At 69.5% G+C, this 25,322-nt stretch carries 27 protein-coding genes and 2 pseudogenes; 12 read left to right on the top strand and 17 right to left on the bottom strand.

Features of this window, described 5'->3' with window-relative positions; genetic code table 11:
* Nucleotides 1–10: 10 nt before the first annotated feature.
* Together ACXJY8_RS21380 and ACXJY8_RS21375 are read right to left on the bottom strand one after the other, a co-directional pair.
* Nucleotides 11–910 (bottom strand): glycosyltransferase family 2 protein, encoded by a 900-nt coding sequence (locus ACXJY8_RS21380; protein ID WP_463773405.1) that lies wholly within the window; start codon nucleotides 908–910, stop codon nucleotides 11–13.
* On the bottom strand, nucleotides 900–2,954 hold the full coding sequence (locus ACXJY8_RS21375) for an HAD-IIB family hydrolase (RefSeq protein WP_463773404.1): 2,055 nt from the start codon (nucleotides 2,952–2,954) through the stop codon (nucleotides 900–902). The genes ACXJY8_RS21380 and ACXJY8_RS21375 overlap by 11 nt, the downstream gene beginning before the upstream one ends.
* A gap of 75 nt (nucleotides 2,955–3,029) precedes the next feature.
* On the opposite strand from ACXJY8_RS21375, the gene ACXJY8_RS21370 reads away from it, so the two are divergent.
* Together ACXJY8_RS21370 and ACXJY8_RS21365 are read left to right on the top strand one after the other, a co-directional pair.
* The gene (locus ACXJY8_RS21370) at nucleotides 3,030–4,070 is read left to right on the top strand and encodes a glycosyltransferase family 4 protein (protein WP_463773403.1); all 1,041 of its coding nucleotides are present in this window, start codon (nucleotides 3,030–3,032) and stop codon (nucleotides 4,068–4,070) included.
* Nucleotides 4,070–5,296 (top strand): glycosyltransferase family 4 protein, encoded by a 1,227-nt coding sequence (locus tag ACXJY8_RS21365; protein WP_463773400.1) that lies wholly within the window; start codon nucleotides 4,070–4,072, stop codon nucleotides 5,294–5,296. The genes ACXJY8_RS21370 and ACXJY8_RS21365 overlap by 1 nt, the downstream gene beginning before the upstream one ends.
* On the opposite strand, the gene ACXJY8_RS21360 is transcribed toward ACXJY8_RS21365, so the two are convergent.
* Complete coding sequence (locus tag ACXJY8_RS21360) at nucleotides 5,284–6,267, bottom strand: glycosyltransferase family protein (RefSeq protein ID WP_463780880.1); 984 nt, start codon at nucleotides 6,265–6,267, stop codon at nucleotides 5,284–5,286. The two genes, ACXJY8_RS21365 and ACXJY8_RS21360, sit on opposite strands and share 13 nt — an antisense overlap.
* Nucleotides 6,268–6,384: 117 nt before the next feature.
* On the opposite strand from ACXJY8_RS21360, the gene ACXJY8_RS21355 reads away from it, so the two are divergent.
* Nucleotides 6,385–6,990 carry a glycosyltransferase family 29 protein gene (locus tag ACXJY8_RS21355; protein WP_463773398.1) on the top strand — a complete coding sequence of 202 codons (606 nt, stop codon included), beginning with the start codon at nucleotides 6,385–6,387 and terminating at the stop codon, nucleotides 6,988–6,990.
* Nucleotides 6,991–7,018: 28 nt separating this feature from the next.
* Nucleotides 7,019–7,663: a hypothetical protein gene (locus ACXJY8_RS21350; protein WP_463773396.1), complete on the top strand. Its 645-nt coding sequence runs from the start codon at nucleotides 7,019–7,021 to the stop codon at nucleotides 7,661–7,663.
* A gap of 263 nt (nucleotides 7,664–7,926) precedes the next feature.
* Here ACXJY8_RS21350 and ACXJY8_RS21345 read toward each other — a convergent pair whose 3' ends face one another.
* Nucleotides 7,927–8,094 carry a hypothetical protein gene (locus tag ACXJY8_RS21345; protein ID WP_463773394.1) on the bottom strand — a complete coding sequence of 56 codons (168 nt, stop codon included), beginning with the start codon at nucleotides 8,092–8,094 and terminating at the stop codon, nucleotides 7,927–7,929.
* Between the two features lie 506 nt (nucleotides 8,095–8,600).
* On the opposite strand from ACXJY8_RS21345, the gene ACXJY8_RS21340 reads away from it, so the two are divergent.
* Complete coding sequence (locus ACXJY8_RS21340; protein ID WP_463773392.1) at nucleotides 8,601–9,155, top strand: DUF2059 domain-containing protein; 555 nt, start codon at nucleotides 8,601–8,603, stop codon at nucleotides 9,153–9,155.
* Between the two features lie 43 nt (nucleotides 9,156–9,198).
* On the top strand, nucleotides 9,199–9,384 hold the full coding sequence (locus tag ACXJY8_RS21335; protein WP_463773389.1) for a hypothetical protein: 186 nt from the start codon (nucleotides 9,199–9,201) through the stop codon (nucleotides 9,382–9,384).
* A gap of 241 nt (nucleotides 9,385–9,625) precedes the next feature.
* Here ACXJY8_RS21335 and ctrA read toward each other — a convergent pair whose 3' ends face one another.
* Both ctrA and ACXJY8_RS21325 read right to left on the bottom strand, forming a co-directional pair.
* Nucleotides 9,626–10,327, bottom strand: coding sequence for a response regulator transcription factor CtrA (gene ctrA, locus ACXJY8_RS21330; RefSeq protein ID WP_463773387.1), 702 nt, complete (start codon nucleotides 10,325–10,327; stop codon nucleotides 9,626–9,628).
* 335 nt (nucleotides 10,328–10,662) lie between these two features.
* A complete protein-coding gene (locus ACXJY8_RS21325) occupies nucleotides 10,663–11,133 on the bottom strand; it encodes a Ros/MucR family transcriptional regulator (protein WP_463773383.1) in 471 nt (156 codons plus the stop codon).
* 816 nt (nucleotides 11,134–11,949) lie between these two features.
* Here ACXJY8_RS21325 and ACXJY8_RS21320 point away from each other — a divergent pair.
* Nucleotides 11,950–12,795, top strand: coding sequence for a class I SAM-dependent methyltransferase (locus ACXJY8_RS21320; protein WP_463773380.1), 846 nt, complete (start codon nucleotides 11,950–11,952; stop codon nucleotides 12,793–12,795).
* A gap of 37 nt (nucleotides 12,796–12,832) precedes the next feature.
* On the opposite strand, the gene ACXJY8_RS21315 is transcribed toward ACXJY8_RS21320, so the two are convergent.
* The 8 genes from ACXJY8_RS21315 to ACXJY8_RS21280 form a co-directional block, all read right to left on the bottom strand.
* On the bottom strand, nucleotides 12,833–13,570 hold the full coding sequence (locus ACXJY8_RS21315; protein WP_463773377.1) for a transglycosylase SLT domain-containing protein: 738 nt from the start codon (nucleotides 13,568–13,570) through the stop codon (nucleotides 12,833–12,835).
* Between the two features lie 85 nt (nucleotides 13,571–13,655).
* Complete coding sequence (mnhG, locus tag ACXJY8_RS21310; RefSeq protein WP_463773372.1) at nucleotides 13,656–13,997, bottom strand: monovalent cation/H(+) antiporter subunit G; 342 nt, start codon at nucleotides 13,995–13,997, stop codon at nucleotides 13,656–13,658.
* Nucleotides 13,994–14,278 carry a K+/H+ antiporter subunit F gene (locus ACXJY8_RS21305; RefSeq protein WP_055957555.1) on the bottom strand — a complete coding sequence of 95 codons (285 nt, stop codon included), beginning with the start codon at nucleotides 14,276–14,278 and terminating at the stop codon, nucleotides 13,994–13,996. Before ACXJY8_RS21305 ends, mnhG begins: the two co-directional genes overlap by 4 nt.
* Entirely contained in the window at nucleotides 14,275–14,763 is a 489-nt protein-coding gene (locus ACXJY8_RS21300) for a Na+/H+ antiporter subunit E (protein ID WP_463773368.1), read from the bottom strand. The genes ACXJY8_RS21305 and ACXJY8_RS21300 overlap by 4 nt, the downstream gene beginning before the upstream one ends.
* The gene (locus tag ACXJY8_RS21295) at nucleotides 14,760–16,364 is read right to left on the bottom strand and encodes a monovalent cation/H+ antiporter subunit D (protein WP_463773365.1); all 1,605 of its coding nucleotides are present in this window, start codon (nucleotides 16,362–16,364) and stop codon (nucleotides 14,760–14,762) included. The genes ACXJY8_RS21300 and ACXJY8_RS21295 overlap by 4 nt, the downstream gene beginning before the upstream one ends.
* Before the next feature lie 28 nt (nucleotides 16,365–16,392).
* The gene (locus tag ACXJY8_RS21290) at nucleotides 16,393–16,761 is read right to left on the bottom strand and encodes a Na+/H+ antiporter subunit C (protein WP_463773361.1); all 369 of its coding nucleotides are present in this window, start codon (nucleotides 16,759–16,761) and stop codon (nucleotides 16,393–16,395) included.
* On the bottom strand, nucleotides 16,761–19,694 hold the full coding sequence (locus ACXJY8_RS21285; RefSeq protein ID WP_463773359.1) for a monovalent cation/H+ antiporter subunit A: 2,934 nt from the start codon (nucleotides 19,692–19,694) through the stop codon (nucleotides 16,761–16,763). The genes ACXJY8_RS21290 and ACXJY8_RS21285 overlap by 1 nt, the downstream gene beginning before the upstream one ends.
* A gap of 419 nt (nucleotides 19,695–20,113) precedes the next feature.
* Nucleotides 20,114–20,380 carry a hypothetical protein gene (locus ACXJY8_RS21280; RefSeq protein ID WP_463773354.1) on the bottom strand — a complete coding sequence of 89 codons (267 nt, stop codon included), beginning with the start codon at nucleotides 20,378–20,380 and terminating at the stop codon, nucleotides 20,114–20,116.
* 500 nt (nucleotides 20,381–20,880) lie between these two features.
* Here ACXJY8_RS21280 and ACXJY8_RS21275 point away from each other — a divergent pair, with 500 nt between their 5' ends.
* The 3 genes from ACXJY8_RS21275 (at nucleotide 20,881) to ACXJY8_RS21265 (ending at nucleotide 22,527) form a co-directional block, all read left to right on the top strand.
* Nucleotides 20,881–21,201 carry a hypothetical protein gene (locus ACXJY8_RS21275; protein ID WP_463773350.1) on the top strand — a complete coding sequence of 107 codons (321 nt, stop codon included), beginning with the start codon at nucleotides 20,881–20,883 and terminating at the stop codon, nucleotides 21,199–21,201.
* A gap of 181 nt (nucleotides 21,202–21,382) precedes the next feature.
* On the top strand, nucleotides 21,383–21,625 hold the full coding sequence (locus tag ACXJY8_RS21270; RefSeq protein WP_463780877.1) for a hypothetical protein: 243 nt from the start codon (nucleotides 21,383–21,385) through the stop codon (nucleotides 21,623–21,625).
* Complete coding sequence (locus ACXJY8_RS21265; protein ID WP_463773348.1) at nucleotides 21,625–22,527, top strand: SMP-30/gluconolactonase/LRE family protein; 903 nt, start codon at nucleotides 21,625–21,627, stop codon at nucleotides 22,525–22,527. Before ACXJY8_RS21270 ends, ACXJY8_RS21265 begins: the two co-directional genes overlap by 1 nt.
* Nucleotides 22,528–22,795: 268 nt before the next feature.
* On the opposite strand, the pseudogene ACXJY8_RS21260 reads toward ACXJY8_RS21265, so the two are convergent.
* From ACXJY8_RS21260 to ACXJY8_RS21250, 3 genes and pseudogenes are all read right to left on the bottom strand, one after another.
* Nucleotides 22,796–23,283 (bottom strand): annotated as a pseudogene (locus tag ACXJY8_RS21260) (IS5 family transposase); the annotation flags it as partial.
* Nucleotides 23,283–23,405: pseudogene (locus ACXJY8_RS21255) on the bottom strand (HNH endonuclease); the annotation flags it as partial. The pseudogenes ACXJY8_RS21255 and ACXJY8_RS21260, both read right to left, overlap by 1 nt.
* Nucleotides 23,406–23,471: 66 nt before the next feature.
* Nucleotides 23,472–23,618, bottom strand: a complete 147-nt coding sequence (locus ACXJY8_RS21250) for a helix-turn-helix domain-containing protein (RefSeq protein ID WP_463773345.1) — start codon at nucleotides 23,616–23,618, stop codon at nucleotides 23,472–23,474.
* 149 nt (nucleotides 23,619–23,767) lie between these two features.
* Between ACXJY8_RS21250 and ACXJY8_RS21245 the strand changes: the two genes are divergently transcribed.
* Together ACXJY8_RS21245 and ACXJY8_RS21240 are read left to right on the top strand one after the other, a co-directional pair.
* The gene (locus tag ACXJY8_RS21245) at nucleotides 23,768–24,448 is read left to right on the top strand and encodes a GntR family transcriptional regulator (protein WP_463773342.1); all 681 of its coding nucleotides are present in this window, start codon (nucleotides 23,768–23,770) and stop codon (nucleotides 24,446–24,448) included.
* A complete protein-coding gene (locus tag ACXJY8_RS21240) occupies nucleotides 24,448–25,308 on the top strand; it encodes an efflux RND transporter periplasmic adaptor subunit (RefSeq protein ID WP_463773340.1) in 861 nt (286 codons plus the stop codon). The genes ACXJY8_RS21245 and ACXJY8_RS21240 overlap by 1 nt, the downstream gene beginning before the upstream one ends.
* The last annotated feature ends 14 nt before the right edge of the window (nucleotides 25,309–25,322 follow it).

Genomic DNA, 25,322 nt, shown 5'->3' with positions numbered 1-25,322 from the left:
TCGCGATCCGTCAGGAGAACAGGGCGTCGGGCCGCAGGGCGGCGGCAATCTCGGGGCCGGCCGGCCGGCGCAGGACGCGGATCGCGGGGGCGTCGTCGTCCCAGTCGATCAGCCCGGCGGCCCGGAACTGGCCGAGCCAGTAGCTCATGCACCAGCGCCCGTGCCGGCCCCGAAAGCGGGCGGCGTTGGCCAGGATGGCGTCGAAGTGCTGCAGCGGCGGCACGTGAACGGGATGGTGCTGGTGGTAGGCGCGGGCGTTCCCGACCCAGTAGGTCGGCAGCCCGGCGGCGGCGAGGCGCGCGGCGAGGTCCGTCTCCTCGCCGCCATAGCCGCGATAGGCCTCGTCCATGCCGCCGACGGCGCGCCAGGACCGGGCCGGCAGCGCGAAGGACAGCCCCCAGAGCTGGCCGGGATCGGCCTCCCGGCGCAGACCCTCCGGCGGGCTCGCGGGGCGGGCCGGATGGGCACGGCCGAGCCGGGCGAGGGCCGCTTCGTCGGCGGCCTCCTCCGCGGTCAGCCCCGGCGGCAGGTACAGCACTTCGCCGAGGAACAGGCCGTCGGTCTCCATCGCCGCGCGCCGGTAGGCCCCCACGAGGGTGGGCGACGGGATGCAGTCGACGTCGAGGAAGATCAGCAGATCGCCCGTGGCGGCCTCGGCCGCGCGGTTGCGGGCGGCGGCGAGGGGCATCGGTTCCCCCGCCACGTGGCAGTGGCGGACCGGACAGCCGGGGTCCGGCAGGTCGGGCGCGCGGTCCGGCTGCATCCAGGCGATGACCAGTTCGCGCGGGTGTACGGACTGGCGCGCCAGACCCGCCATGAGGTTGCGCAGGCGGTCGGCCCGGCCGCGCACTAGGGTGAGGACGCTCGCGCGAAGCCCGGCGGACGACCCGGCCGACGGATCAGCCGGCATCGGCCAGCATCCGGCGGAAATGGCCGACGCCCTCGATGATGCCGCGGGCGTGCGAGGCCCGGGCCACGTAGGAATGCTGCAGGGCGGCGTTGCTGGCGAGATCGTCGGAGTAGTTGGCCACGATGATCGCCTGCGCCTGGGCGCGCAGCATCTCGACGTCGTTGCCCGAATCGCCGGCCACGAACACCGCCCGCTCGGGCAGGCCGTAGAGGGCCCGCACATGGCCCACCGCCGTGCCCTTCGAGGCCGCCTCCGGCAGCACGTCGAGGTAGAGGCCGTGGCTGTGGATCACGTTGGCGGACAGTCCCGCCTGCGCGAGGGCGACGCGGACCCGCTGGGCGGTCGCCGCATCCCCGAAATAGCTGAGCTTGTGTCCGCGCTGCTCCAGGGGGCCCTGGGGCACGAGGCCGTCGAGATCGGACAGGGCGGCCCGCACGCCGGCCCGGTCCCAGCCGGCCGAGACGGCGGCGCGCCAGGCGGCATCCACCGTGTAGGTCACGCCGTTGGTATCGAGGTGATAGATTTCCGATCCCACCGAGGTGATCATCACCTGCGGGCGCGGGCTGGCCTGCTGCTCCAGGATCGCCATGGCGGAGTGGAAGGAGCGGCCGGTGGCGACGCCGAAGGCGAGACCCGCCTGCCGGCTGCGCCAGCGCCGGAAGGTGCCGAGCGCCGCTTCGCAGCCCACCAGCGTATTGTCGATGTCGCAGACGAGGAGCTGTCGCGGTGCCCCCAGCGGCGGCTCGGGTGCGAGCAAGGCCCGCAGCAGGTCGTGGTACTGCGCGGCGTGCCGGTCCCAGTCATAGGCGGCGGCCGCTCGGGCGCCCCCGGCCACGCAGCGGGCATAGAGGTCCGGGTCCTCCAGGATGCGCAGGCAGGCCGTCGCGATCGCCCCGGGGTCGCGCGGATCGACCAGCAGACCGTTGCCGCAGGTCTCCACGATGTCGTTGGGGCCGCCGCTGTCGGTGGCCACCAGCGGCAATCCGGCGGCGGACGCCTCGAGAAGGGTCAGGCCGAACGGCTCGTTGAGGGCGGGATTGACGAAGAGGCCGCCGCGCGCGCGGGCATAGGCGTAGAGCGCCGGGACGTCCTCGGGGCCGTGGGTCTTCGGGTAGGCCACGCGCCCGTAGAGGTCGTAGCGGTCGATCAGCACCAGGATCTCCCGCATGGTGCCGGCCATGTCGCCGTCGAGGGCCTCGATGTCCTGGCGGGTTCCGGCCATGAGCACGAGGTTGGCCCGCGCCTGCAGGGCCGGGCTCTCGCCGTAGGCCCGCACCAGGGCGCCGAGATTCTTGCGCGCCACCGGGCGGGCGACGGCCAGCAACGCCGGCTTGCGCGGATCGTGCAGGAACCGGTCGATGGTGGCATCGACCCGCGGCAGGGATTCGGCCGCCGCGAAGCGGGCGAGGTCGCTGCCCGGCGGCAGGACGCGGATGCGACCCGGGTCGTAGGCCGCGTACCCGGCATACTGCACCTCGGCCTCGTCGCGGGAGGAGGCGATGACCAGGCGCGCGCGGGCCAGCGCGCCTTCCTCGGCGCCGATCCGGCGGACGAGGTCCGGGCCGTCCTCGGCCCCCGGCCCCAGCATCGACGCCTTGACCCGGCCCAGGGAATGGGCCGTGAACACGAAGGGGATGCCGCACGCGGCCTCGACGATCGCCGCCACGGAAGCGGCGTCGGCGTAGTGGGCGTGAATCAGGTCGGGCGCGCGCGGCTGCACGGAGATCCAGGCCATGAGGCTCTGCGCGAAGCTGTCGACCTCCGCGTGCATCTCCTCCTTCGAGCGGTAATCCGGCGACGCGCTCGCGAGCCGCACGAGCGTGACCTTGTCGGAGATCCGCTCTTCGGGCACGGCGTAGTCCGGGCCGGTCGCCCCGTTGAACAGACGGGTCGCCATCACGATCCGATCGATCCCCGCGTCCTGGGACGAGGCCGCCACCAGATCGAGCAGGTAGCGGATGTGCCCGCCCGTGTCGGCGGTGAGCCCGAACACGACCCCGCCGCCGCGCAGGCAGCCTTGCAGGGCAACATGCAAGACGAACATCAGGCCGCTTGCAACTCAGGCGATTTCCAACAAACAGAATTCAGACAAAGAAAACTTGTCGGGGAAGTACATACCGTGATTCGTGTCGCCCAAGTCGCCCCCAACATATTCCCCGTTCCCCCTGAGCACCACGGTGGCACAGAGAGGGTCATATATGACCTCGGCACGGCCCTGATTAACCTAGGTGTGAAGGTAACGCTCTTCGCGCCCTCGGACAGTGCGACAGACTTGCCGCGCATCGGCGACCAGCCGAGCCTCGCCGCCCTGGAGCGGCGCCACGGGCGGGTCGCGCCGGGGGTCCCGGCCGCCCTGGACGCCCTCCAGCTGGAAGCGCTGCGATGCCGGCTGGACCAGTTCGACATCGTGCATTGCCACGGCGAGTTCGCGCATGCGGCGCTCCTCGGCGCGCGCCGGCGCCACAGCCTCACGACGGTGCACTGGCGGGTGGACGAACTCGATCGGGCGCTGTTCTTCGCGGGCTTCCCGGACCTGCCGGTGGCGGCGATCTCGGCCGCCCAGGCGGCCGGCATTCCCCCGGCCAATCGGGCCGGGATCGTGCACCACGGCCTCGCGCGGGACCGTTATGCCCTGAGCCCGCAGCCCGGCCCGCACGTCGCCTTCGTGGGCCGGATGACCGACCAGAAGCGGCCGGACACCGCGATCCGCGTGGCGCGTGCCGCGGGCCTACCGATCCGGCTCGGCGGCACGATCGACGTCGGCAATCCCGATTATTTCGAGCGCCGGGTGCGCCCGCTCCTGGGGGACGACGCGACCTATCTCGGCCCCGTGGACGACGCCCGGAAGGCCGACCTCCTGGGGAGCGCGCGGGCGCTGCTGTTTCCCATCGACTGGCCGGAGCCCTTCGGCCTCGTGATGATCGAGGCGATGGCCTGCGGCACGCCGGTGGTGGCCTGGAACCGGGGCTCGGTGCCGGAGATCGTCGAGGACGGCGTGACCGGCTTCATCGTCGCCTCCGAGGCGGAGGCGGTGGCGGCCCTCGGGCGGATCGGGCAGCTCGACCGCGCCCGGATCCGCCAGCGCTTCGAGGCGCGCTTCACCGCCGAGCGCATGGCGGCCGACTACCTCGCCCTCTACCATCGCCTGCTGGCCGCCTGATGCGCACCGCCCTCCTCGCCTGGGACTATCCGCCGGCTCCGAGCGGCCTCTCCACCGCGGCCCGCGAGATCGCCGAGAGCCTCGCGCAAGCGGGCGCGGAGGTCACGGTCTTCACCCTCGACCGCACGGGTTGCGAACGGATCGGCGGCGTCACGGTGACGGGGCTCGCCCTGCCGGCCGGCGGCGGGCTGGCGCGCCTGCGCCTGTGGGGCGCGGCCGGGCACCTCGCCGCCCCCCTCGCCTTCCGCCGCGCCGTGCTCGCCGCCCATGCCCGCGACCCGTTCGACATCGTGGAGGCGACGAACTGGTACGCCCCCGCCGCGCTGCTGTCCGGGCGCCGGGACCTGCCCCTGGTGACGCGGAGCTCCACGCCGGCCGCCTTCACGCGCGATCCGCCCGCCAGCCTGCGCGACCGCCTCGACGGCCGGGCCGCCGACGCCCTGGAGCGCGCCCAGGCCCGGGGCAGCGCCGGACTGATCGCCAACACCGCCGAGCACGGGGCGGTGATCGCCCGGACCTACGGTCTCTCCGGGCTGCAGCCGGAGGCCGTGATCGGCCTCAGCCTCCCGCCGGAGATCGTGGCGGCGGCCCGCGGGGCGCCCTACCCGGAGGCGGCAGGGCCGCTGCGCCTGCTCTTCGTCGGCCGGGCGGAGGCGCGAAAGGGCTTCGACGCGCTCCTCGGCGCGGTCGCGATCCTGGCCGACGAAGCGGAGCGCGACGCGGGCCCGCCCTTCCGGCTCGACCTGATCGGTGTGCCCCCGGCGGACCTGCCCGTTGGCCTGCCGGAGGCGGCCCGCGCCCGCATCCGGGCGCGGGGCCGGGTGCCCGCCGCGGCGCTGGCCCGGGCCTACGCGGAGGCGCACGTGGTGCTCGCGCCCTCCCGCTACGAGAGCTTCGGGCTCGTCTACCAGGAGGCCCTCGCCTATGGCCGGCCGGTGGTGGGCTGTGCGCAGGACGCGAGCGCCCGCGCCTTCGTCGGCGCGCCCGGGGCGGGCCCCCTGGCCCGGGAGGCGACCGGCCCGGCCCTGGCCGAAGCCCTGCGCCCGCTCCTGACCGATCCGGGCCTGCGGCAGGCGTATCGGCGCCGCGCGCTGACGGCGGCCGGCCGCTTCACCCGGGCGGTCCTGGCGCGTGAGACGCTCGACCTCTATGCCCGCGCCGTCGCGGCGGCCCGGACCCGCCCGCGGGGCCGCACCCCCGCGAACCCGGCGCCTCAGTCGCGGTAGGGACGCAGCAGCGCGGCTTCCTCCTCGGGACGTCCGCGCCCGGGCGCCAGGCTCTCGTAGCGGCGCGAGCGCGCCAGGACATGCGCGCGGTCGAGATGGTGCTCGATCACCCCGTGCAGGGCGATCAGGCTGCGGGGCCAGCCGCCATCGAGCACCGGCCGCTCGTGCACGCGCCCGGCATAGCGCACGCAGCGGCGGTTCAGCCGGTACTGGACGTCCGGGTAGACGTCCGCGAGGGCGCCGTCGACGCGGTTCCGGCGGGCGAGCCCGACCGAGACCACGTCGCTCGCCTCCGCCAGGGCCGCCAGCGCCGGCAGGCGCCGGCCGGCTTCGACGGCGAGGGTCTCGTCGGCATCGAGCTGCAGCATCCAGGGATGCCGGGCGAGGTCCTGGAGGGCGTTGCGCTGGGCGGCGAAATTCCCCGCGAGGGGCCGGCCGCCCACCCGCACCGCACCGGGCGGGAACCCGGCGGCGGGCACCGCCTCCGGCGCCCGCCCCGGCGCATCGAGCAGGATCACCACGTCGTCGGTCCAGGCCGCATGGGCCGCCAGCACCGCCAGGGCGGAGCCCAGCGCCTCGGGGCGGCAGAGGAGGCCGAGGGAGACGGGCCGGCCCGGGGCTCCGTCGAGCGCGTACAGCCCCCCACGCGCGGCGTGCCGGGCGTGGGGATGGCGGAGGTCCGCCTGCCCCGCCTCGTCGTGGGGACGCACGCCGAGGCCGAACCCGGTCGCGGCGCTGCGCAGGGTGTAGAGGTCGAGACCGTAGGGCGCGTCCGGGTCGGCGTCGAACTCCGAGCCCGTCATCCGGGCCGCCAGATGGGCACGGCACGCCGCCGGATCGGCCCCGGCCGCGAGCAGGACGCCGCAGGAGCCGCAGGCGAACGGAAAGGCCCGCACCCGCCCGCCCGGATACGCGAGGGACCGGTCGGTCGGGCCGAGCAGGTCGGCCGCGCAGACGAAGCATCGGCGCATCATCGCTCCCCCGGCCCGTCCTTCGCCGCAGGGATCTTGCCGCGCGGGGTCGGCGCCATACCTCCGCTGCTCCGCGCATTCCTGCCGCAACCGGACCCCCAGGTCGACTCCCCGCGCATGCTCGACCTGTTCCCCTCCGCAACGGGACCGCTCGCCGTCGTGGGCAACGCACCCGGGCTCGATGCCGCCGCCGCGATCGACGCGGCGCCCTGCATCGTGCGCTTCAACAACGCGCCGGGCTTCGGCGGTCGCACCGGCTCCCGGGTCACCCACCTCGCCCTGGTCAATCGCGGCGGGCAGATGCGCGAATGGGTCGCCGATCCGCACTTCCTCGACCGTCCGGTGGTCCGCCGCGCGAAAGCCTTCATCCTGCCGTTCCCGATGCTGCCGGCCGAGCACAACCGGCCGGAACAGGTCTGCTGGACCCGCGAGGCCCTGGCACTGCTGGCCCCGCTCGGCCGGCCCGTCCACATCCTGACGGAGGACCTGCACCGGGAGGCGCGGCGCTGCCTCGCGCCCGAGACCACGGATCGGCCGAACCCGAGCACCGGCTTCCTGGTGACGCTGGCGTTCCTCCTCGGGCGTCCGCCGGGCCGCGGCCCGGTCGAGGCGCACGGCTTCGGCTTCGCCGGCTGGCCCGGCCACCCCTGGTCGGCCGAGCGCGCCTGGTTCCGGCAGGCCGAGGCGGCCGGGCGCCTGCGCCTCCATCCCTGCCCCCTTTGACCGGCCCGATCAGGATCACGCGCGTTCGATGACCACACTCCTCACCGTCCTGAAGAGCGGCGGCCGCTACGACGCCACCTGGGTCGAGCGCCTGGCACGGGGCGTTCGCCGCCACGCCCCGGCCTTCGATCGCATCCTGTGCCTCACCGACCTTCCCCTGGCGGTGGATGGCGTCGAGCGGGTGCCGCTCCGGCACGACTGGCCGGCCTGGTGGGCGAAGCTGGAAGCCTTCCGCCCCGGCCTGACGCACGGGCCGACGCTGCTCTGCGACCTCGACACCGTCTTCACCGGGCCGGCGGACGCCCTGGCCGAGCCCGGCCTCGCCGCGATGGAGGATTACTTCCACCGGGGACGCCTCTCCAGCGCCCTGCTGCGCTGGGACGGCGGCGCGCTGGATTTCCTCTACGCGACCTTCGCGGCCGAGCCCGCGCGCTGGATGACCCCGGGCGCCTGCGGTCCCGTCCCGAACGCGGTGCACGGCGATCAGGTCGTCATCGATCACCTCGTGCGCCGGGCGGGCCTGCGCCCGGACGTCCTCCAGCACCGCTATCCGAACCTGCTCGACTTCTACGACCCGCGCCGGGCCGAGCACGGCCCGGTGGTGATCTTCATCGGCGAAACGAAGCCGGATACCGCCAGCGGCCCGGTCCGGGCGGCCTGGACGGGGCCTTGACCGTCCCGCGGACGCGGCCGCCGCCGCCATCCGCGCCGTGATCCGGGCGCCCTGACGCGCGGTCGGTGGGTCGCGTCGCGCGCAGCCGTGCAACGCAGAGCCCCCCACGGCAACCTGCGCCAGGTCTGCCGCCAGACTGACGGCGCCAGGCAGGAACGCGATTCCCGGGCGAGCGAGACGCCGTTCGCTGCCGCGAGGCCCCGCGCATACGAAAAACCCCGCCTGGGAGGCGGGGCCGATGCGTTCGATCGTCCGGTCGGCGTTCAGGCCGCCAGTTTCACCGCCGAGACCGGGGCGTTGTCGTTCACGAGGGCGAGTTCGCCGGCGGAGAGGACGGAGGCGGTGTCCTTCGGGGTCAGCCGGTCGGCGACGAAGGTGACGAGCGCGACGTTGGCGGCACCGGCGAGGGCGACGAGAAGCAGAGCGGTCATGAAAGGTTGTCCCGAGAAGCGATGGCGTTGGAGTGGGTATGACACCTGCGCTTCTCAAGAGGTATACCAAATACGATATCCCAGATATACCGACTCCGCATGAATACGGATGTCGTGGAACAGACGTTCCGGCGTCCTGCACTATATTACGATGTCGCGATCCAGATGAGGTGCCGTGTTTTGCATAATACTGCACTTATGGATCCATCAGATGCTTCTCCCTCGTCAGACCCGTTCCGCGATCGACGGACATGGGGCGACCCGCTCTTCGGATCGGCGTCCGAGGCCTCCGGGAAACACGGGGCGGGCCGGAAACGGCCAGGACGGAGGCCGGCGCGTGCTGCATGCCGCCCACCGCGCGACGCTCGAACGGTGCGGGGACGCCGGCCCGAGGGCGGCACCGCACGGCGTTTGCCGGCCCGGGCAGGTCTGGCGCGGATCTGTGGTACCAGCGCACGAAACCCGCGCCGCCCTAGATCGCGCGGCCCCCTCTGATCGGAAAACCCATGCGCGCTTCTCGACATCTTGCGGGGGCTTATCTCGGTATCGGCCTGCTCGGCATCGGCCTGCCTTGCGCGGTCATGGCTCAGCCCGCGCCAGCAGCGACGGCAGCCACCGGCGTTTCCGATCCGGCCACCCTCAAGGCGGCCCGGGAGGTGGTCTTGCAGATGCAGGGCGATCGCACGGCGCTGCTGAACGCGATCGCGGCTCCCATGGTCGGGATGATGCAGCAGATCGGGATCAAGCAGCAGGACCAGGCCCAGGTCCTCGTGCAGGAGGTCGTGATGCCGACCCTGACGGCGCATTACGACGAGCTTCTCGACATCCAGGCCCGCAGCTTCGCGTCGGCCCTGGGCAAGGACGACCTGCAGGCGATTGCGGCGTTCTACGCGACTCCGGCCGGCAAGCGGCTGATCACGGCGCAACCCCAGCTTGCCCAGGCACAGTTGGCGGGCACGCAGCAATGGATGCAGGCCGTGATGCCCGAGCTACAAGGCAAGCTCGCCGCGGCGATCCAGGCCCATGGCTGGACCACGGGCAGCCAGCCGAAGGCGCGCTGACTGCCATCGAAGCCGACCCTCGGGAGCGAAAAGGAACAGCATCATGACGAGCGATGACAGCGGCGCCCAGGATCGTCGCGAAACGAAGGCGGCCAAGCATCTGGAGAGGGCGCGGGCCGGGGGCGAGGCCCAGGCGGACTATGATGCGACCCAGCAGGCCATCGAGGACAAGACGGTGCGTCTGAAGGCGCTGCGGCTTGCCAAGGAGAAGGCCGACAAGGGCGCGTAGCGCCTCGGACCCGTCTCGTGGACCGTCGAAACGAAAGCGCCCCGGGGGTCTCTCCCCGGGGCGCTTGACGACGAAGGCGACCGGATGTTCGGGGCCGGGGACGCTCAGGCCGAACCGACGCGGTCCGGCGATCCTCGCAGGCGCCGGCCCCGGCGATCGGGCCCGAGTCGTTGATTTCGAAGACGCGCCGTCGCGCGGTTTCCGCGCCGGGAACGGCGCTTCGACCGAGCGTCCGACCGTTTCAGCCGGCCAAGGCGCGCATCTCCGAAACTCCGTCGTGCAGCACGTAGCCGCGGCCCCAGACGGTCTCGATGTAGTTCTTGCCCTGGCTGGCATTGGCGAGCTTCTTGCGCAGCTTGCAGATGAAGACGTCGATGATCTTCAGCTCGGGCTCGTCCATGCCGCCGTAGAGATGGTTCAGGAACATCTCCTTGGTCAGCGTCGTGCCCTTGCGCAGGGCGAGAAGCTCCAGGATCTGGTACTCCTTGCCCGTGAGCTTCACGTAGCTTCCCTCGATCGCGACGGTCTTCTCGTCGAGGTTCACGATCAGGTCGCCGGTGGTGATCACCGACTGGGCGTGGCCCTTCGAGCGGCGCACGATCGCGTGGATGCGGGCGACGAGCTCGTCCTTGTGGAAGGGCTTCGTCAGGTAGTCGTCGGCACCGAAGCCGAGGCCCTTCACCTTGTCCTCGATGCCGGCCATGCCGGAGAGGATGAGGATGGGCGTCTTGATCTTCGACGCCCGCAGGGACCGCAGGACCTCGTAGCCCGAGATGTCGGGCAGCGTCAGGTCGAGCAAGATGATGTCGTAGTCGTAGAGCTTGCCGAGATCGATCCCCTCCTCACCGAGATCGGTGGTGTAGGTGTTGAAGCTCTCGGACTTGAGCATCAGCTCGATGCTCTGCGCGACAGAGGCGTCGTCCTCAATCAACAGCACGCGCATGGCCAGGATCCTCCAAAGGTTGAGGCATTCTGACCGGACATCGGCAACAAACCGTTAAGGTTGTGCCGGGGCCGGCCACATCAACGACCAAAGAGGTGGGGACAGAGCGCGCCCCCGGCCTGCGCGCGATGTCGCAGCGCACGTCGCGCCCCGCCGGCGGGCACGGGACGGCCCGGGGCGAAGGCCGCGGGAACGACCCGTCATCCCGCGACCGCCCCGGTCATTCTCGACCCCACCCGTCCTGCGGAGCGGGGTCGCGACGCACGGCTGTCCGAGCCCGGTCTCGACGTCCAGGGGGGCCGCGCCGGGCAGCGATCCCGCGGAAGCTCCGGAGATCAGGCCGCCTTGTTGCTCCGGCCCTTGGCCTTGGGCTCCGGCTCCTCGCCGCGATCACCGACCCGGCCGAGGCCGATCGACTTCGCGAGGGCGGAGCGGTGGGCCGCATAATCCGACGCGACCATCGGGTAGTCTGCCGGAAGGCCGTAACGCTGCCGATAGCTGTGCGGATCGAGGCCATGGCCGGTCAGGTGACGCTTGAGCGTCTTGTACGACTTGCCGTCCAGGAAGCTAACGAGGCCGCTCGGGGTCACCGACTTGCGGATCTGAGCGGGCGTCGGCTTGTCGAAGGTCTCCTCTGGAGCGGCCTCGGTCGTCCCGTCGGTCAGCCGCGTGAGGGCCGCGTGGACGCCCCGGATCAGCGCCGGCAATTCGGACGTCGGCAGGGAGTTGTTCGAGACGTACGCGGCGACGATGTCACTCGCAAGTTCGACGAACTCGACGGTCTGATTGCCTGAAGTGTCTGACATGCTACCACTCGCTCCTGATGCATCCGAACAAGGACATCGGGCATCGGCGAAACGTGATCAAGGCAAATTCGTGTGCTCGTAGCTATCTCCCACATCCTAGGCTTGCCATTCTCTTAGGCACCTCTCAGGGTACGCCGATAAAGGCGTCGGACATCTTCGATCAGGGGCCGGCTTGCGAGCGGCGCTGAAAAGATCGTGCAACGCCGCGATGCCTCACGGGGAAACGGCGGCGCCTTTGCTTTTCCGTCGGTGATCTCCGAACGCGCCACGGTCCCGGCAGACGATCCGGCGGGGCGCGCCATTCCGAGCGATCACCCGTCTCGCTTCCTCCGGCCCCCGGGTCGATCTGCAGGCCGCCCGATCCCTGGTGCGGGCGATCACCGCGAAATCCGGCGCGTTTCACGCCCTCGCGTACCGTCGTTCGCGGGCGGGTTCGTCAATGCCATCCGGACCGGGACCGGCACCCGCGGGCCCACCAGCAGCCGCCGAGGCTCAGACCGAGCCGCGCTTCCATCTGCATGACCTTTACGTCGATCAGAGCATGCTGCTCGACAACGGTACCGCCTCAAAATTCAGCACCAGCTACAAGTAAAATATTCGCTATCACAAGCAGTACCAGATTTTAGGACTTTACTCCGCCGCTCACGACCGTCGCTTCGTGCACCGGAACAGCCAAGCATAATTATGTCGTTTACGCCACTGCTGGCGAATTCTGAAGCCCCTTGACTCACAGGGGCGATCCTCGCCTGATGACTTCAAAACTCGGTCTCACTCAAGATGATACACAGTCCTCGCGCTTTGTTGAGAGGGGTCCTCATGACGGCATCCAAACATCTGAAATCCTATGCCCAAGCCGGTCGGAACCGGGTACAGGGCTGGCTCAGCCGCATCGATGCGGAAATCTTCTCGGAGATTCTGCTCGACCAGAATCGGCGCGACGTTCGCGGCGGAGTCGCCGAGATCGGAGTTCATCATGGCAAGTCGTTCATCCCGCTCTGCATGGGACTGAAGCCGGGCGAACGGGCCTATTGCATCGATCTGTTCGACGACCAGCATCAGAACATCGACAAGTCAGGCGAAGGCGATTACGCAAAGTTTGCTGATAACCTCAAGACGTTCAACGTCAAGTCGGACAACATCGTCATCAAGAAGGGCTCGTCGCTGGATCTGACGAGCGACACCATCCTGGCCGAGGTGGGACCGATCCGCTTCTTTTCCGTGGATGGCGGCCATTGGCACGACATCGTGGTCAACGACCTGAGGATCGCCCTGTCGTCGGCGACCGAGGATTTCGTCATCGCGGTCGACGACATCCTTCACAAGGAATGGCCCGAAGTCACGACCGGCTTCCTGGAGTGGTACAGGTCCGTCGCCGAGACGGTCGCGCCGTTCGCGATCAGCAACGGCAAGATCTACGTCTGCAGCAAGGGCATGGCGAAGCATTACGAGACGCTGCTGCTCCGCAACCGGCATCTCGAGTTTCACTTCGTCAAGAATGTCGACTTCGAGGGCTTGAAGATCCCGTTGATCTCACAGAATCCGCGCATGGGCGTCAGCCGGCTGGCCCACTACGTCCGCACCTACCATCCGGCCGTCTTCGGCCTCCTGCGTGAGGCCAAGCACCGGATGAAGGGCCAAGTCCGCACCGGCCATCCGAAGTAGGATGGCGGGGGCAGCGCCGGGCTCACGTTCGGCGGCCTCACGTCGCCCGCGCACCCCGTGCGCGCCAGTTGGCCTGGATCTGGGCTCTCAGCTTCGCGATCCGCGCCTCGTGCGCCGCCCAGTACGCCTTCTCGAACTCGGGCGTGCCGCGCTTGAGGCCCTTCGGCAGGGGCGTTCGCGCCAGGGACGACCCGGCGGATCGCGGCGACGCGAAGGCCACGCCCTGGGCCGCGACCGAGGCTCCGGGGAGCCGGAGGACCGCCTGGGCCCGGGCGCAGTAGGTCACGGACAGGGGCGACATCGTCTCGGACCCGTGACCGGCCCGGTACTTCATCAGCGCGCGGCAGAGGTCGCCCTTCGCGAGGCGCCAGGCCTCGCCCAGATACCGGACCCCGTAGCGGATGTTCACCTCGGGCCGGGCGAGTTCGGCGGCACTGCCCCTGAAGCCCAGCATGGCGGCCGTCGCGGGCCGGACCTGCATCAGGCCGATCTCCCCGACACCTCCGATGACGCCGGGGTCGTAGCCGCTCTCGATCTGGGCGACGGCGTCCGCGATCTCGGCGGGCAAACCCGCGGTGGCCGCCTCGCGCCGGATGATGGACAGGAAGGTCGCCCGGGCGCTGCCCTCCGGCGGGGAGGCCGGCATGCCCTCGGGAAAGGTGGCGAGCCCCTTGGCGTGGGCCAGGACCATGCTGGCCGGCTGCGCCTCCGCTGCCGGCGCGGACGCGGCCGTCGCCCAGCACGCCAGCCCCAGCCTCATCAGCGAACGACGCATCGGCTCTCCTCACACCCCGGGAGCGCTGTAGCACCGCGCCGCTAACAAACCGTCTCGCGGGGCCTTGCGCCGCCCGGACCGATCCTCACATCTCCGGCGGCGCGTCCGGCGACTTCTCGTGGCGGTCGCGATGCGCGGCGGCCCGCGCCAGCAGCAGCAGCGTGACCGGCGTCGAGACGGTGAGGAACACCCCGATCAGGGCGTCCCGCAGGACGAGGCGCCCCTCGATCAGCGACAGGAGCAGCATCGAGCTGACCAGGATCAGGGCCATGCCCAGCGTCGCCCCCAGGGTCGGCGCGTGGACGCGCTCGTAGAAGGTCCGCAGGCGGACAAGGCCGAGGGCCCCGGTCAGCGAGAAGGCGGCTCCGACGATCGCGAGCGCGACCACCAGCCAGGCGGCCCAGAGCGGCAGTTCGGCGCCGCTCACTGGATCACCTCGCCCTGCATCAGGAACTTGGCCAGCGCCACCGTGGCGGTGAAGCCGATCATGCCGAGGATCAGCGCCGCCTCGAAATACAGGCCGCTGCCGGTGCGCATGCCGTGGACCACGATCGCCAGCATGCCGTTGAGGTAGAGGGTGTCGAGCCCGAGGATGCGGTCCTGCGCGCGCGGACCGCGCAGCATCCGCCACGCGGCGAGCGCCATGGCCAGGACCAGCATGCCCTGGGCGAGGCCGAGCCCCCAGTCGAGAACCGTGGTGGCGCTCATGCGAAGACCTCCATCAGCGGGCGCTCGTAGCGATCCTTCACCCGCCGCACCCATTCGTCGCCGCCCGTATAGTCGAGCACGTGCAGGAGCAGGCAGCCGGTCTGGGAATCGTACTGCACCCAGAGCGTGCCGGGGGTGCCGGTGAGGATGATCGACAGGACCGTGATGCCGAAGGGCTCGCGCAGGTCGAGGGGAATGGTCACGAAGCCGGTGCGCCGCGCGCCCCGGCGCAGCCCGAGGATGATCCGGGCGACGTCGATGTTCGACCGGACCATGTCGTAGAGGACGACGACGGCCAGGCGCGCCAGGGTGGCGGGCGCGCGCACGTGCACGGCGCGGGGCTGCAGCGCCCGCATCACGGCGGGGACCGACAATCCGACGAGGAGCGCCAGCGCGGCGCTCCCGGGGGTCAGCGGCGCGTTCAGCAGGAGCCAGGTCAGGGCGAGCCCGAGCGTCAGCAGCGGATAGGGCAGGAACCGGCTCATGCGCCCGCGCCTCCCCGGGCCGCGCCGAGGACGGCGCGGACGTAATCCTGCGGTTGGGCCAGCCATTGCACGGTGGCGTCCGCATAAGCGAGGGCCGGGCCGCCCCACAGGGCGAGGGCCAGGCAGGTCGCGAGCAATCCGCTGAGCGCCAGGAATTCGGACGGGCGGAGCACCGGCGGCGGGTCGTCGCTCGGAACCCAGAGGTTCTGGATGCCGAGGCGCACCAGGGGCGCCAGGGTGCCGAAGCTGGAGAGCGTCAGGGCGGCGATCAGCCCCCAGGCCGATGCGGTGATCGGCCCCGCGGCCAGCCCGGAGAACATCGCGAGCTTGCCCACGAACCCGGCGAGCGGCGGAATGCCCGCAAGCATCAGCGTGCAGAGGAGGAAGCCGCTCCCCAGGAGGGCGACCGCCGCCGGGAACGCCCGGCCGACCTCGATCGCGTCGGCATCGTCGAAGGGATCGCGGTACTCGTCGGCGAAGACCGCCTGCTCGGCCCGCGCCGGTGCGCGGCCCCGCTGCAGGATCTCGGCCAGGAGGAAGAGGGCGCCGGCCGCGAGCGTCGATCCGACGAGGTAGTACAGGGCGCCCGCGAGCGCGGCGTCGCTGCCGGTGCCGAGGACCGCCAGCATCGTGCCGGACGAGATCATCACCGCGTAGCCCGCGGCCCGGGTGAGCTCGCGCGCCGCCAGGATGCCGACGGTGCCGTAGGCCATGGTCGCGAGCCCGGCCGCGAGGATCCAGGCCTGACCGAAGCCGCTCGAGGAGCCCGAGCCGAACAGGAGCAGGCTCAGGCGGATCACCACGTAGACGCCGACCTTGCTGAGGATCGCGAGGATCGCGGCCGCCGGTGCGCTCGCCGCCGCGTAGGTCGTCGGCAGCCAGAAGCCGAGGGGCCAGGCGCTGCACTTGATCAGGAAGGCGAGCCCGAGCACGGCGCAGCCGATCTCGAACAGGGCCGGTTCGGCCACCGGCTCCGCGAGCCGCCGGGCGAGGTCCGCCATGTTGAGCGTCCCCATGGTTCCGTAGATCAGGCTGACGCCCACGAGGAAGAACAGCGAGGCGACGAGGTTGACGGCGATGTAGCCGAGGCCGGCCCGGATCCGCATCTCGCCCGAGCCGTGCAGGACGAGGCCGTAGGAGGCGGCCAGCATCACCTCGAAGAAGACGAACAGGTTGAACAGGTCGCCGGTGAGGAAGGCCCCGTTCACCCCCATCAGCAGGAGCAGGAACAGGCCGTGGAAGCGGGGCCCCGCCCGGCCCCAGCGGGCGAAGGAGAAGACCAGGGCGCACAGGCCGAGCACGCTCGCCAGGGCCAGCATCAGCGCCGAGAGCCGGTCGACCACCAGGACGATGCCGTAGGGCGCGTCCCAGTTTCCGAGGTGGTAGACCTGGGCCGCCCCGTCGGCGCGCCCGACCAGCAGCAGGGCGATGCCGAGGAGCAGGAGCATCGTGACCAGGCTAAGCCCCGATTTCAGCCGGCGCCGGCGCTCGTCCATCAGGAACATCGCCCCGGCCACGGCGATCGGCAGCACCACCGGAAGCACCACGAGGTGGTCCGACCAGGCGGTCTCGGCGGTGGCGCTCAGGACGGAGGGAATCATCGGCGGACGATCATGCTGAGGGAGCGCATCATGGGTGCGGATGTCCGGGCTGCGGCTCGGCCTGGGAGGGCTCGCGGCCGTCCACGTGGTCGCTGCCGGTGATGCCCCGGGCGGCGAGCAGGACCACGAGGAAGAGCGCGGTCAGCGCGAAGCCGATCACCAGGGCGGTGAGGACCAGGGCCTGGGGAACCGGGTCGTCGACGGAGACCACCTCGGCACCGGCCCCGAGCACCGGCGGCGCCCCGACCGTCAGCCGGCCCATGGCGAAGATGAAGAGGTTCACGGCGTAGCTCAGCAGCGAGATGCCGAGGGCGACCTGGAAGGTGCGCGGCCGCAGCATCAGCCAGATGCCCGAGGCGGCGAAGACGCCGATGCCCAGCGACAGGACGAGTTCCATCAGGCGGATTCCCTCTCGGCGGCCCGCTCCGCCTCGGCTTCGGCCGCCCGCGTCCGGCGCACGGACTGGTGGGCCAGGGCGACGAGCATCAGGGCGCTCGCCCCCACCACCAGGACCATGATCCCGAGATCGAAGACCAGCGCGCTCGCGACCGGCACCTTTCCGAGCACCGGCGGCTCCCAATAGGCGAAGTAGGCGGTCAGGAAGGGCCGCCCGAACAGCCACGACCCCGCGCCGGCCAGGACGGCGACCAGCAGGCCGACCCCGATCCAGGCGATCGGCTGGATGCGCAGACGCGCCTCCACCCACTCCGCGCCCTGCGCCATGTATTGCAGCATGAAGGCGATCGTCAGCGCGATGCCGCCGGCGAAGCCCCCGCCCGGCAGGTCGTGGCCCCGCAGGAACAGGTGCAGGGCGAGCAGGACGATGAAGGGAAACAGCCAGGTCATCACCACGCGGGGAACCAGCAGGGCATCGGCGGCGGTGTCGCCGGGGCTGCGGCCGGCCCGCGACGCGTCGTAGGCATCGTGGCTGACCTGCTGCTTGGGACGCTGCAGGCTGTCCGAGGCGGGGCGGAAGCGACGCAGGAGCGCGAACACCGTGAGACCGACGATGCCGAGCACGCAGATCTCGCCCAGGGTGTCGAACGCGCGAAAATCGACCAGCAGCACGTTGACCACGTTGCGCCCGCCCGCCTGCGGGTAGGCCTCCTCGACGAACCAGCGCGCGATGCCGTCGACCGCCGGCCGCGTCATCACCGCGTAGGCCAGGCCGGCGAGGCCGAGGCCCGCGAAGGCCGCGATGCAGAGGTCGACGATGCGCCGCCGGCGGGCCCGCGCCGCCTCGGAGGCCGGAGCCGGGATCGCCGCGTCGCGCTTGGGCAGCCAGCGCAAGCCGAGCAGGAGCATCACCGTGGTGACGATCTCGACCAGGATCTGCGTGACCGCGAGGTCGGGGGCCGAGAGCCACAGGAAGGTCAGGCTGCTCACGAGCCCGGCTCCGCCGACGAAGATCGCGGCCGAGAGGCGATGGTACTTCGCCCGCTCCGCCGCGCCGACGGCGCAGGCGGCCCCCACCAGCCACATCAGCGCGAAGGCGGGGTCGAAATCCGTGCTCTTGCCCGGGGCGAACAGATCGAGCCCCCGCCCGAGGCCCGCGACCATGGCGGCGAGGAGGACGGTCAGGAAGAGGATGCGCAGCTGCACCTGGAGGCGCTCGCTGCCGAGGAGCCCCTCCAGCCGGCGCGCCCCGGTCACGAGGCCGGTCATCGCCCGCTCGAACAGCCAGCCGCCGTCGATCCGGTCCATCAGCCAGGGGCCGCCGCGGGGATTGGCGTTGATGCGCCGGCCGAACGCCACGTAGAGCGCGATGCCGCCGAGGAGCGCCACGACGCTGAGGGCCAGGGGTGCGTTGAAGCCGTGCCAGATCGCGAGGTCGTAGTCCGGCGTGCGCGCGCCGAGGACCGACCGGACCGCGCCCGCGAGGGCGGGCCCGATGGTGAGGTTCGGCATGAGCCCGATGGCGATGCAGACCAGGACCAGCAGTTCGATCGGGATGCGCATCCACCGGACCGGCTCGTGGGGCGCGTGCGGCAGGTCGTGCGGGGCGGGCCCGAAGAAGGTCTGCCGGATGAAGCGCACCGAGTAGAGCATGGTGAAGGCGCTCGCCAGGGTCGCCAGGACCGGCAGGGCGAGGTTCAGCCCATGCTCGCCCGCATTGTCGACCGCCTCCGCCAGGAACATCTCCTTCGAGAGGAAGCCGTTGAGGAGGGGCACGCCCGCCATCGCGGCGGCGGCCACCATCGCCAGCGTCGCCGTGTAGGGCATCGCCCGCCACAGCCCGCTGAGGCGCCGCATGTCCCGCGTGCCCGTCTCGTGGTCGATGATCCCGGCGGCCATGAAGAGCGAGGCCTTGAAGGTCGCGTGGTTCACGGTGTGGAAGATCGCCGCCACGACCGCCAGCGGCGAATCGAGGCCGAGCAGCAGGGTGATCAGCCCGAGATGGCTGATCGTCGAGTAGGCGAGCAGGCCCTTGAGGTCGTGCTGGAAGATCGCGCTCCAGGCCCCCACCAGCATCGTCGCCATGCCGGCGGTGCCGACGATCCAGTACCAGCTCTCGGTTCCGGCCAGGACGGGCCAGAACCGGATCATCAGGAAGATGCCGGCCTTCACCATGGTGGCGGAATGCAGGTACGCGCTGATCGGCGTCGGGGCCGCCATCGCGCGCGGCAGCCAGATGTGGAAGGGGAACTGCGCCGACTTGGTGAGGGCGCCCGCCAGCACCAGCACCAGGGCCGGGAGATAGAGCGGGCTGGACCGGATCGTGTCGCCCGAGGCCAGGACTACCGCGAGGTCGTAGCTGCCGACGATCCGGCCGATCAGCACCATGCCGACGAACAGGCAGAGCCCGCCGGCCACCGTGATGGTGAGGGCCATCCGGGCCCCGTCGCGGGCGGACGCGTTGTCGGTCCAGTAGCCGATCAGCAGGAAGGACACGATGCTGGTCAGCTCCCAGAACACCACCAGCTGGATCAGATTGCCGGAGAGCACGATGCCCAGCATCGCGCCGACGAAGGCGAGGAGATAGCTGAACAGGCGCGGCACCGGGTCTTCGGCGGCCATGTAGTAGCGCGCGTAGAGCACCACGAGGGCGCCGATCCCCAGCACCAGGACCGCGAACAGCCAGGCCAGGGCGTCGAGCCGCAGGACGAATTGGACGCCGAGCGTCGGCAGCCAGTCCACCGCCCAGACGACGCTGCCGCCGGATGCGGACACCGCCGGATAGAGAAGCCCGATGCAGGCGAGGCAGACCACCAGGATCGAACCGGCCAGGATCGCGGCGGCGTTGCGGGCCTGTCCCGGCAGCCCGATCACGACCGCGCTGCCGAGGAAGGGAAGAACCGCGGCGATGGCAAGAAGGAGGTGGGGCGGCATCAGCTCGGGCGATGAGAGGAACGGGCGGATACGGGCAACCTCACGATCGACCGGAGGTGCCGGCCCGCGGACGGGAACGCGCTGACGCACGCCAGACGGCTATAGCCGCCGGAAGACCGTGAGGCGAGCACCAGCCGGCAGGAAGCGCCCGCGGCACGACGCGACCCGCCGCGGCGGGGGCCGGGCGGGTCGGTGTGGGGCGGGCGCCGGGTCTGACGGGCGGGGCTTACAGGTTGAGGAGGGCCTGGGCCGATCCGACGACGGTGTAGACGAGGCCGCCGGCAAAGGCGGCGACCATGGCGTAGGAGAAGCCTCTCAAAAGCATGGCGGGTTCTCTCTCCTGTTGTCTGTCTTGGGCTGTCTGTCTTGCTTGTGCCGTCTGTCTTGCCGGTTGTCTGTCCTGTCGCGTCCGGCTCGGATCAGCAGCGGTTTCCGCCCGAGGTCTGGCCGTATTGCTGGGTGGGGAAGTTCTGCTGGTTGGCGTTGCCCTCGGCGGCCGAGCTCATCGGGCAGTACTGAGGGTTGCGCAGGGGTGCGACGCTGCGCAGCTCGAGCGCGCCGGTCGTCTCGACGTCGTAGGGCGAGAAGCCGGTGTAGCGGGACGGCCTTTCGAAAGCCATGGCGGACGAGATCGGAGCAACGCCAAGGACGAGGGCGGTGGCGAGGGCGGCGATACGGGTCTTCATTGTGGCTAACGGGCTCCTTTACAGTACGAACCAGTGTGTTTGGTTCGTTTCATCTGCCTGAACCCAATATGGGGCCTCGTTCTCCGCCATGACGTGCGGTCAGGCACGCGAGAAACCGGATTAATCTTCCGGCTCCGGGACGACGCTTCGCGTATGTCTGGATGCATCATGAATACATCTTGCGAAAGACGATCGTCGATCTCGCGCCGGGACGAAACGCTCGGAAGGCCGGCCGGCACGCGACCGCCGAGACCGCCGGACCCGGCCCGAGCGCAGGCCACGCCGGGTCGATGCCGGCGCGGCCCCAGGCGGCTATTATCTCGAATCCCGCCCGCGAAGACTCAAGGTCGATGCAATGTCTCAAATCCAGGTGCAGATCCACGCACAGGCATGCTCAGATAATCCAACACGATAATGTTAAATTTATCGGGGAACACGGCCGTCGCAACAGACTTACAGCCGCACTGTGCCACTCCAGAGCACATGACTGGAAGTCAAACATGAAGACGCTCGCAATGGTTCTGGCCTCTGGCCTGATGTTCGCCAGTTTTTCGATCGGCGCCGCCTCGGCCGCCCCGGGCCTGACGCAGGCCGAGCGGATGCGCGCCAGCTCCTCGATCGGCTATGCCGGCAACTACAAGGCCCGCAAGTACCACATGCGCCACCATGGCCATCGCCACGATGCGATCCACCATTCCCGCGCCAACCGCACGCACCACACCCGCAACCGCCTGATGCACGGAGACCCGAACGCCCGCAATCCGATGCTGCCCGGCTACGCCCAGCAGCGCGGCAACACCTCGGGCGGCCCGCGCTACTGACGGCGTCCCGCTCAGCCCCCGGGCGGAGCCCATCGCGAGTCCCGGTCGACGCCGCGCGGGTCGATCCGGGCTTGGCATCCGCCGCCGCCGGGGGGCGCGCCCCGGCGCGACGCGGTCGCGTTCGGCAACCCGAGGGCCTCCCTCGGGTTGAGGGTTCAGGCAGCAGCAGATGGCGTATACGATGTCGAACCGCGGTATACACGCGCCCTTTTTCGTCGTGGCGGTCCTCTCCGCGGCCGTCCTGGCCAGCGGGAGCACCGGCGCGGCGCAGGCCGCGAACCGCTCCGGCATCCATCACCCGCAGGCGCACCGGTATTCCTGCCGGCCGCCGCTGAAGTTCGCCGCGGGGGCCTGCGTGACGCGCTGCCCGGCCGGGTACCGGGATACGGGGCGATACTGCCGCTTCCGGAGCATGAGCCGGTGATGCGGGACACGGCGGCCGTCACTATCCTGGAGGCGCCCCGCTGCCATCTCGGCGAGGGGCCCTGCTACGACCCGCGCACCGACACCGCCTGGTGGGTCGACATCCTGGAGCGGCGCCTGTTCGAAGCGCCGCTGGCTGGGGGTGCCGCCCGGATGCACGCGCTGCCCCTGATGGCGAGCGCCGTGGCCGCGGTCGACGAGACCCGTCACCTCCTGGCGGCCGAGGACGGCCTCTACCTGCGCAGCCTGCGGGACGGCGGCCTGACCCTATTCTGCCCGCTGGAGGCCGAACGGGCCGGCACCCGCTCCAACGACGGCCGGGTCCATCCCTGCGGCGCTCTCTGGATCAGCACGATGGGGCGGAACGCCGAGCCCGGGCACGGCGCGATCTACCACGTGGCCGGCACGCGGGTGACGCGCCTCTATACCGGCCTGACCATTCCGAACGCCCTCTGCTTCTCCCCCGACGGCACCACCGGCTACTTCGCCGATACCGATGCCGGGCTGCTGCAGCGCGTCGCCCTCGATCCCCGCACCGGATTGCCGGTGGGCGAGCCGGCGACGCTCTACGACCATCGTGGCGGCGAGGGGGGTCTCGACGGCGCCGCCGTCGACGCGGAGGGCCGGCTCTGGTGCGCCCGCTGGGGCGCGTCCTGCATTGACGCCTACAGCCCGGAGGGCGCGCGCCTGCGCACGATCGCCCTGCCGGTGACGCGGCCCTCCTGCCCGACCTTCGCCGGCGCCGGCCTGGACCGACTCCTCGTCACCAGCGCCTACGAGGGCATGACCGAGGCGGAGCGGGACGCCGACCCCGAACACGGCCGCACCCTGCTGGTGGCGTTCGGAGGCCGCGGCCTGCTCGAGCCCGCCTTCCGGCTGTCGGCGAACGGCAGCGGGACCTGAGCGGTCCCGGCCCGATAACAGCCGAAATGCTTCCCGAGCACACAGCGAGGCCGACACCCCGCACGGCGATGGCGGCGCCGGAACGGCGGGCAACCTCTCCCCGGACGGGACCTACCGGGCGCGGTTCGACGCCGAGCCGACATTCTCGCGCCGGCTCGACCGCCACCAGGGCGGCAACGTGGGGCTCCGATCGGATGAACCGTTCGAGAGCCGGACCGCCTCCCCGACGCGAAGCACGGTGCCAACCAGTGGTCTGGGTTAGGGCGTGTCATCGCTTGAGCCAGTCGAGGGCCGGGGCCAGGCAGAGGACGCCCATGAAGCTGACGGCGGCCTTTTCGTAGCGGGTTGCAATGGCGTGCCACTCCTTAGGCCTGGCCCAGAGCCGCTCGACCTGATTGCGGTTGTTGTAGATCCAGTCCGGGCAGGCGACGAGCGCCTCGTGGCGTTGGGGCGGGATCGCGGGCCGCGCACCCCTGTCCCAGATGTGCTCACGAAAGGCGTGGCTGGTGTAGCCCCGGTCCCCGACGACCCACTTGGGCACACCCGGAAGCTGGTCGAGGAGTGGCACCGCATGGGGCAGTTCATGGGGCAGTTCATGGGCTTGACCGGGCGCCAGCCGGAACGTGATGGCGCGGCCCTGTCCGTCGGCGATCACGCAAGCCTTGGTCCCAAAGCCGCCACGCGAGCGGCCAAGTGTCTTACGAGCGTCTCGCCCGGGCCCAGATCCCCTCTTTTGGCAGCCCCGGTCGCCTTTTGGAGTGTCCATGCGGACGGGCGCAGACCTCACACCGTTCCTTGGCCCCCTCGAAGCGGATCACGGCCGAAAGCTGGGGCCAGTCGATAGGATAGAAGAAGCGGTGCTCGCGCCGGATCGGCATGCGCGTCAGTCCTGCCGTGCCGCCGCGGCTGCCTGGCTGCGGGTGCGTGCCCTTGGGGAAGTAGCTTTAGAAGGTGTCCCGGCTAACCCCGAGGCGCTTGGCGATGGCCGCGATCGAGATGGTGCCCAAGGGCAGCAGAGCACGACCGGCCTCGATGTCGGCCGATGTGAGCTTCTTCGGCTGGTCCCCTCTGCGTCTCCTCGCCGAATGCACCTCAAATCCGTACCGCAGGCCTCCCGCTGAGCTTCAACCGTGGGGATATTTTGGTCTAGCTGCACAATAGCAGCGAGACCCGATCGTTCTTAATTCGCTGGCCCAGCAAGAATTTTGGAAAATCACGTCGAATTCGGCAGGCGTTCGCCATGGATTCAAAAACCAGACTTTCGAAGTCAGATGCTGCATATTTAGCTTTGAGAAAGGAAATAACAGATTTTACACTTGCGCCTGGTCAAAACATTTCAATAAAGAGGCTTTCTGATGAACTAAGATTCAGTCAAACTCCATTAAGAGAGGCTCTATTTGCTCTGGAAAAGGACGGCTTTGTCATCAAAAATAGAAACGAGTCTTTTACTGTGACTCGTCTTGATCAGGGTCATACAAAAAATTTATTTGAATACGGCATGATGCTTTATGATCAATGCATAGCAAAAGGTGGGCCAATAGATCATTATTTTGACAATATAGAAGCATCATCCGTTCTCGAAAACACCACCAACACCGTCAATCTTGATTTGTTCTATGAATGCGCCCAGATTGGTGCAGACAATCAATTAATATCAAATCATCTTGAGATATTTAGATGTAAATCCGCTTCTTTGAGAAGTGCAATACAACAAGTAGCTAATTATCTTTATTCATTTATCTATCAAAAGCCGTTTATTATCGATGATAAGCGAGGTGAAGCGACAAAAATACTGAAAGCTATCCATGCCAGAAAAAATATAAGTTCAAATCGTATTGCGACCGCAGTTCTGATATACTATTCAACCAAAGGACATCGCTGCAATACTAGCGTTTTTCTTCTACCCGAAGTTCAAAAATAATGAATAAAATATTAAAATTGCTATTTTTGGCATTGATTTCGTTGATACTGATATCATGGTTTTATCTCTCCCGTCATTCAGTCGACAAAAACACGTTCATCACCGTACCCGCTCGTCGTGGCACCATCTCGTCCACGATCCTCGCGAGCGGCTCGATCGAGCCGGCCAACCTCGTCAGCGTCGGTGCCCAGGTTTCCGGGCGCGTCATCGCGCTTCATGTCGAACTCGGCCAGCAGATCAACGAGGGGCAGCGCATCGCCGAGATCGATTCCGTTCCCCAGATGAATACCGTGCAGCGGAATGAGGCAGCCTTGAGCGCCCTGCGAGCGCAGCGCGACCGGGTCAAGGCCGTTCTCAGGCAGACCGAGTTCGCCTTCCGCCGCCAGGGCGACATCATCGCCGGTAGGGCCGGTACCCGTCAGGACTACGAAGCCGCCGAGGCGGCCTATGCGAGCGCCCAAGCCGATCTCGCCGCGCTCGACGCCCAGATCGAGGGTGCGACCGTCAACGTCCGCAACGCGCGCACCGAACTCGCCTACACGCGGATCACCGCACCGATCGACGGCACTGTCGTGGCCATCGTCACCAGGCAGGGGCAGACCGTGATCTCATCCCAGATCGCGCCCACGATCGTCCGGCTTGCCGACCTCGGCACGATGTCGGTCAAGGCCAAGGTCTCCGAGGCCGACATCGGCCGCCTCAGGCCGGGCATGCCGATCCGCTTCAGCACCCTGGCGCAGCCCAATCGACGCTACGAGACGACCCTCAGGACGATCGATCCGGCCCCCGATTGTCCGACGTCAGCACCTATGGGACAGATTGAGGGTCTTCACGAACGGAGGATGGCTGGTTCATCGTAGCCCCTGAGGAGCGA

Source organism: Methylobacterium sp. TK31 (genome assembly GCF_055361545.1).
This window is presented reverse-complemented; position numbering and strand designations above follow the sequence as displayed.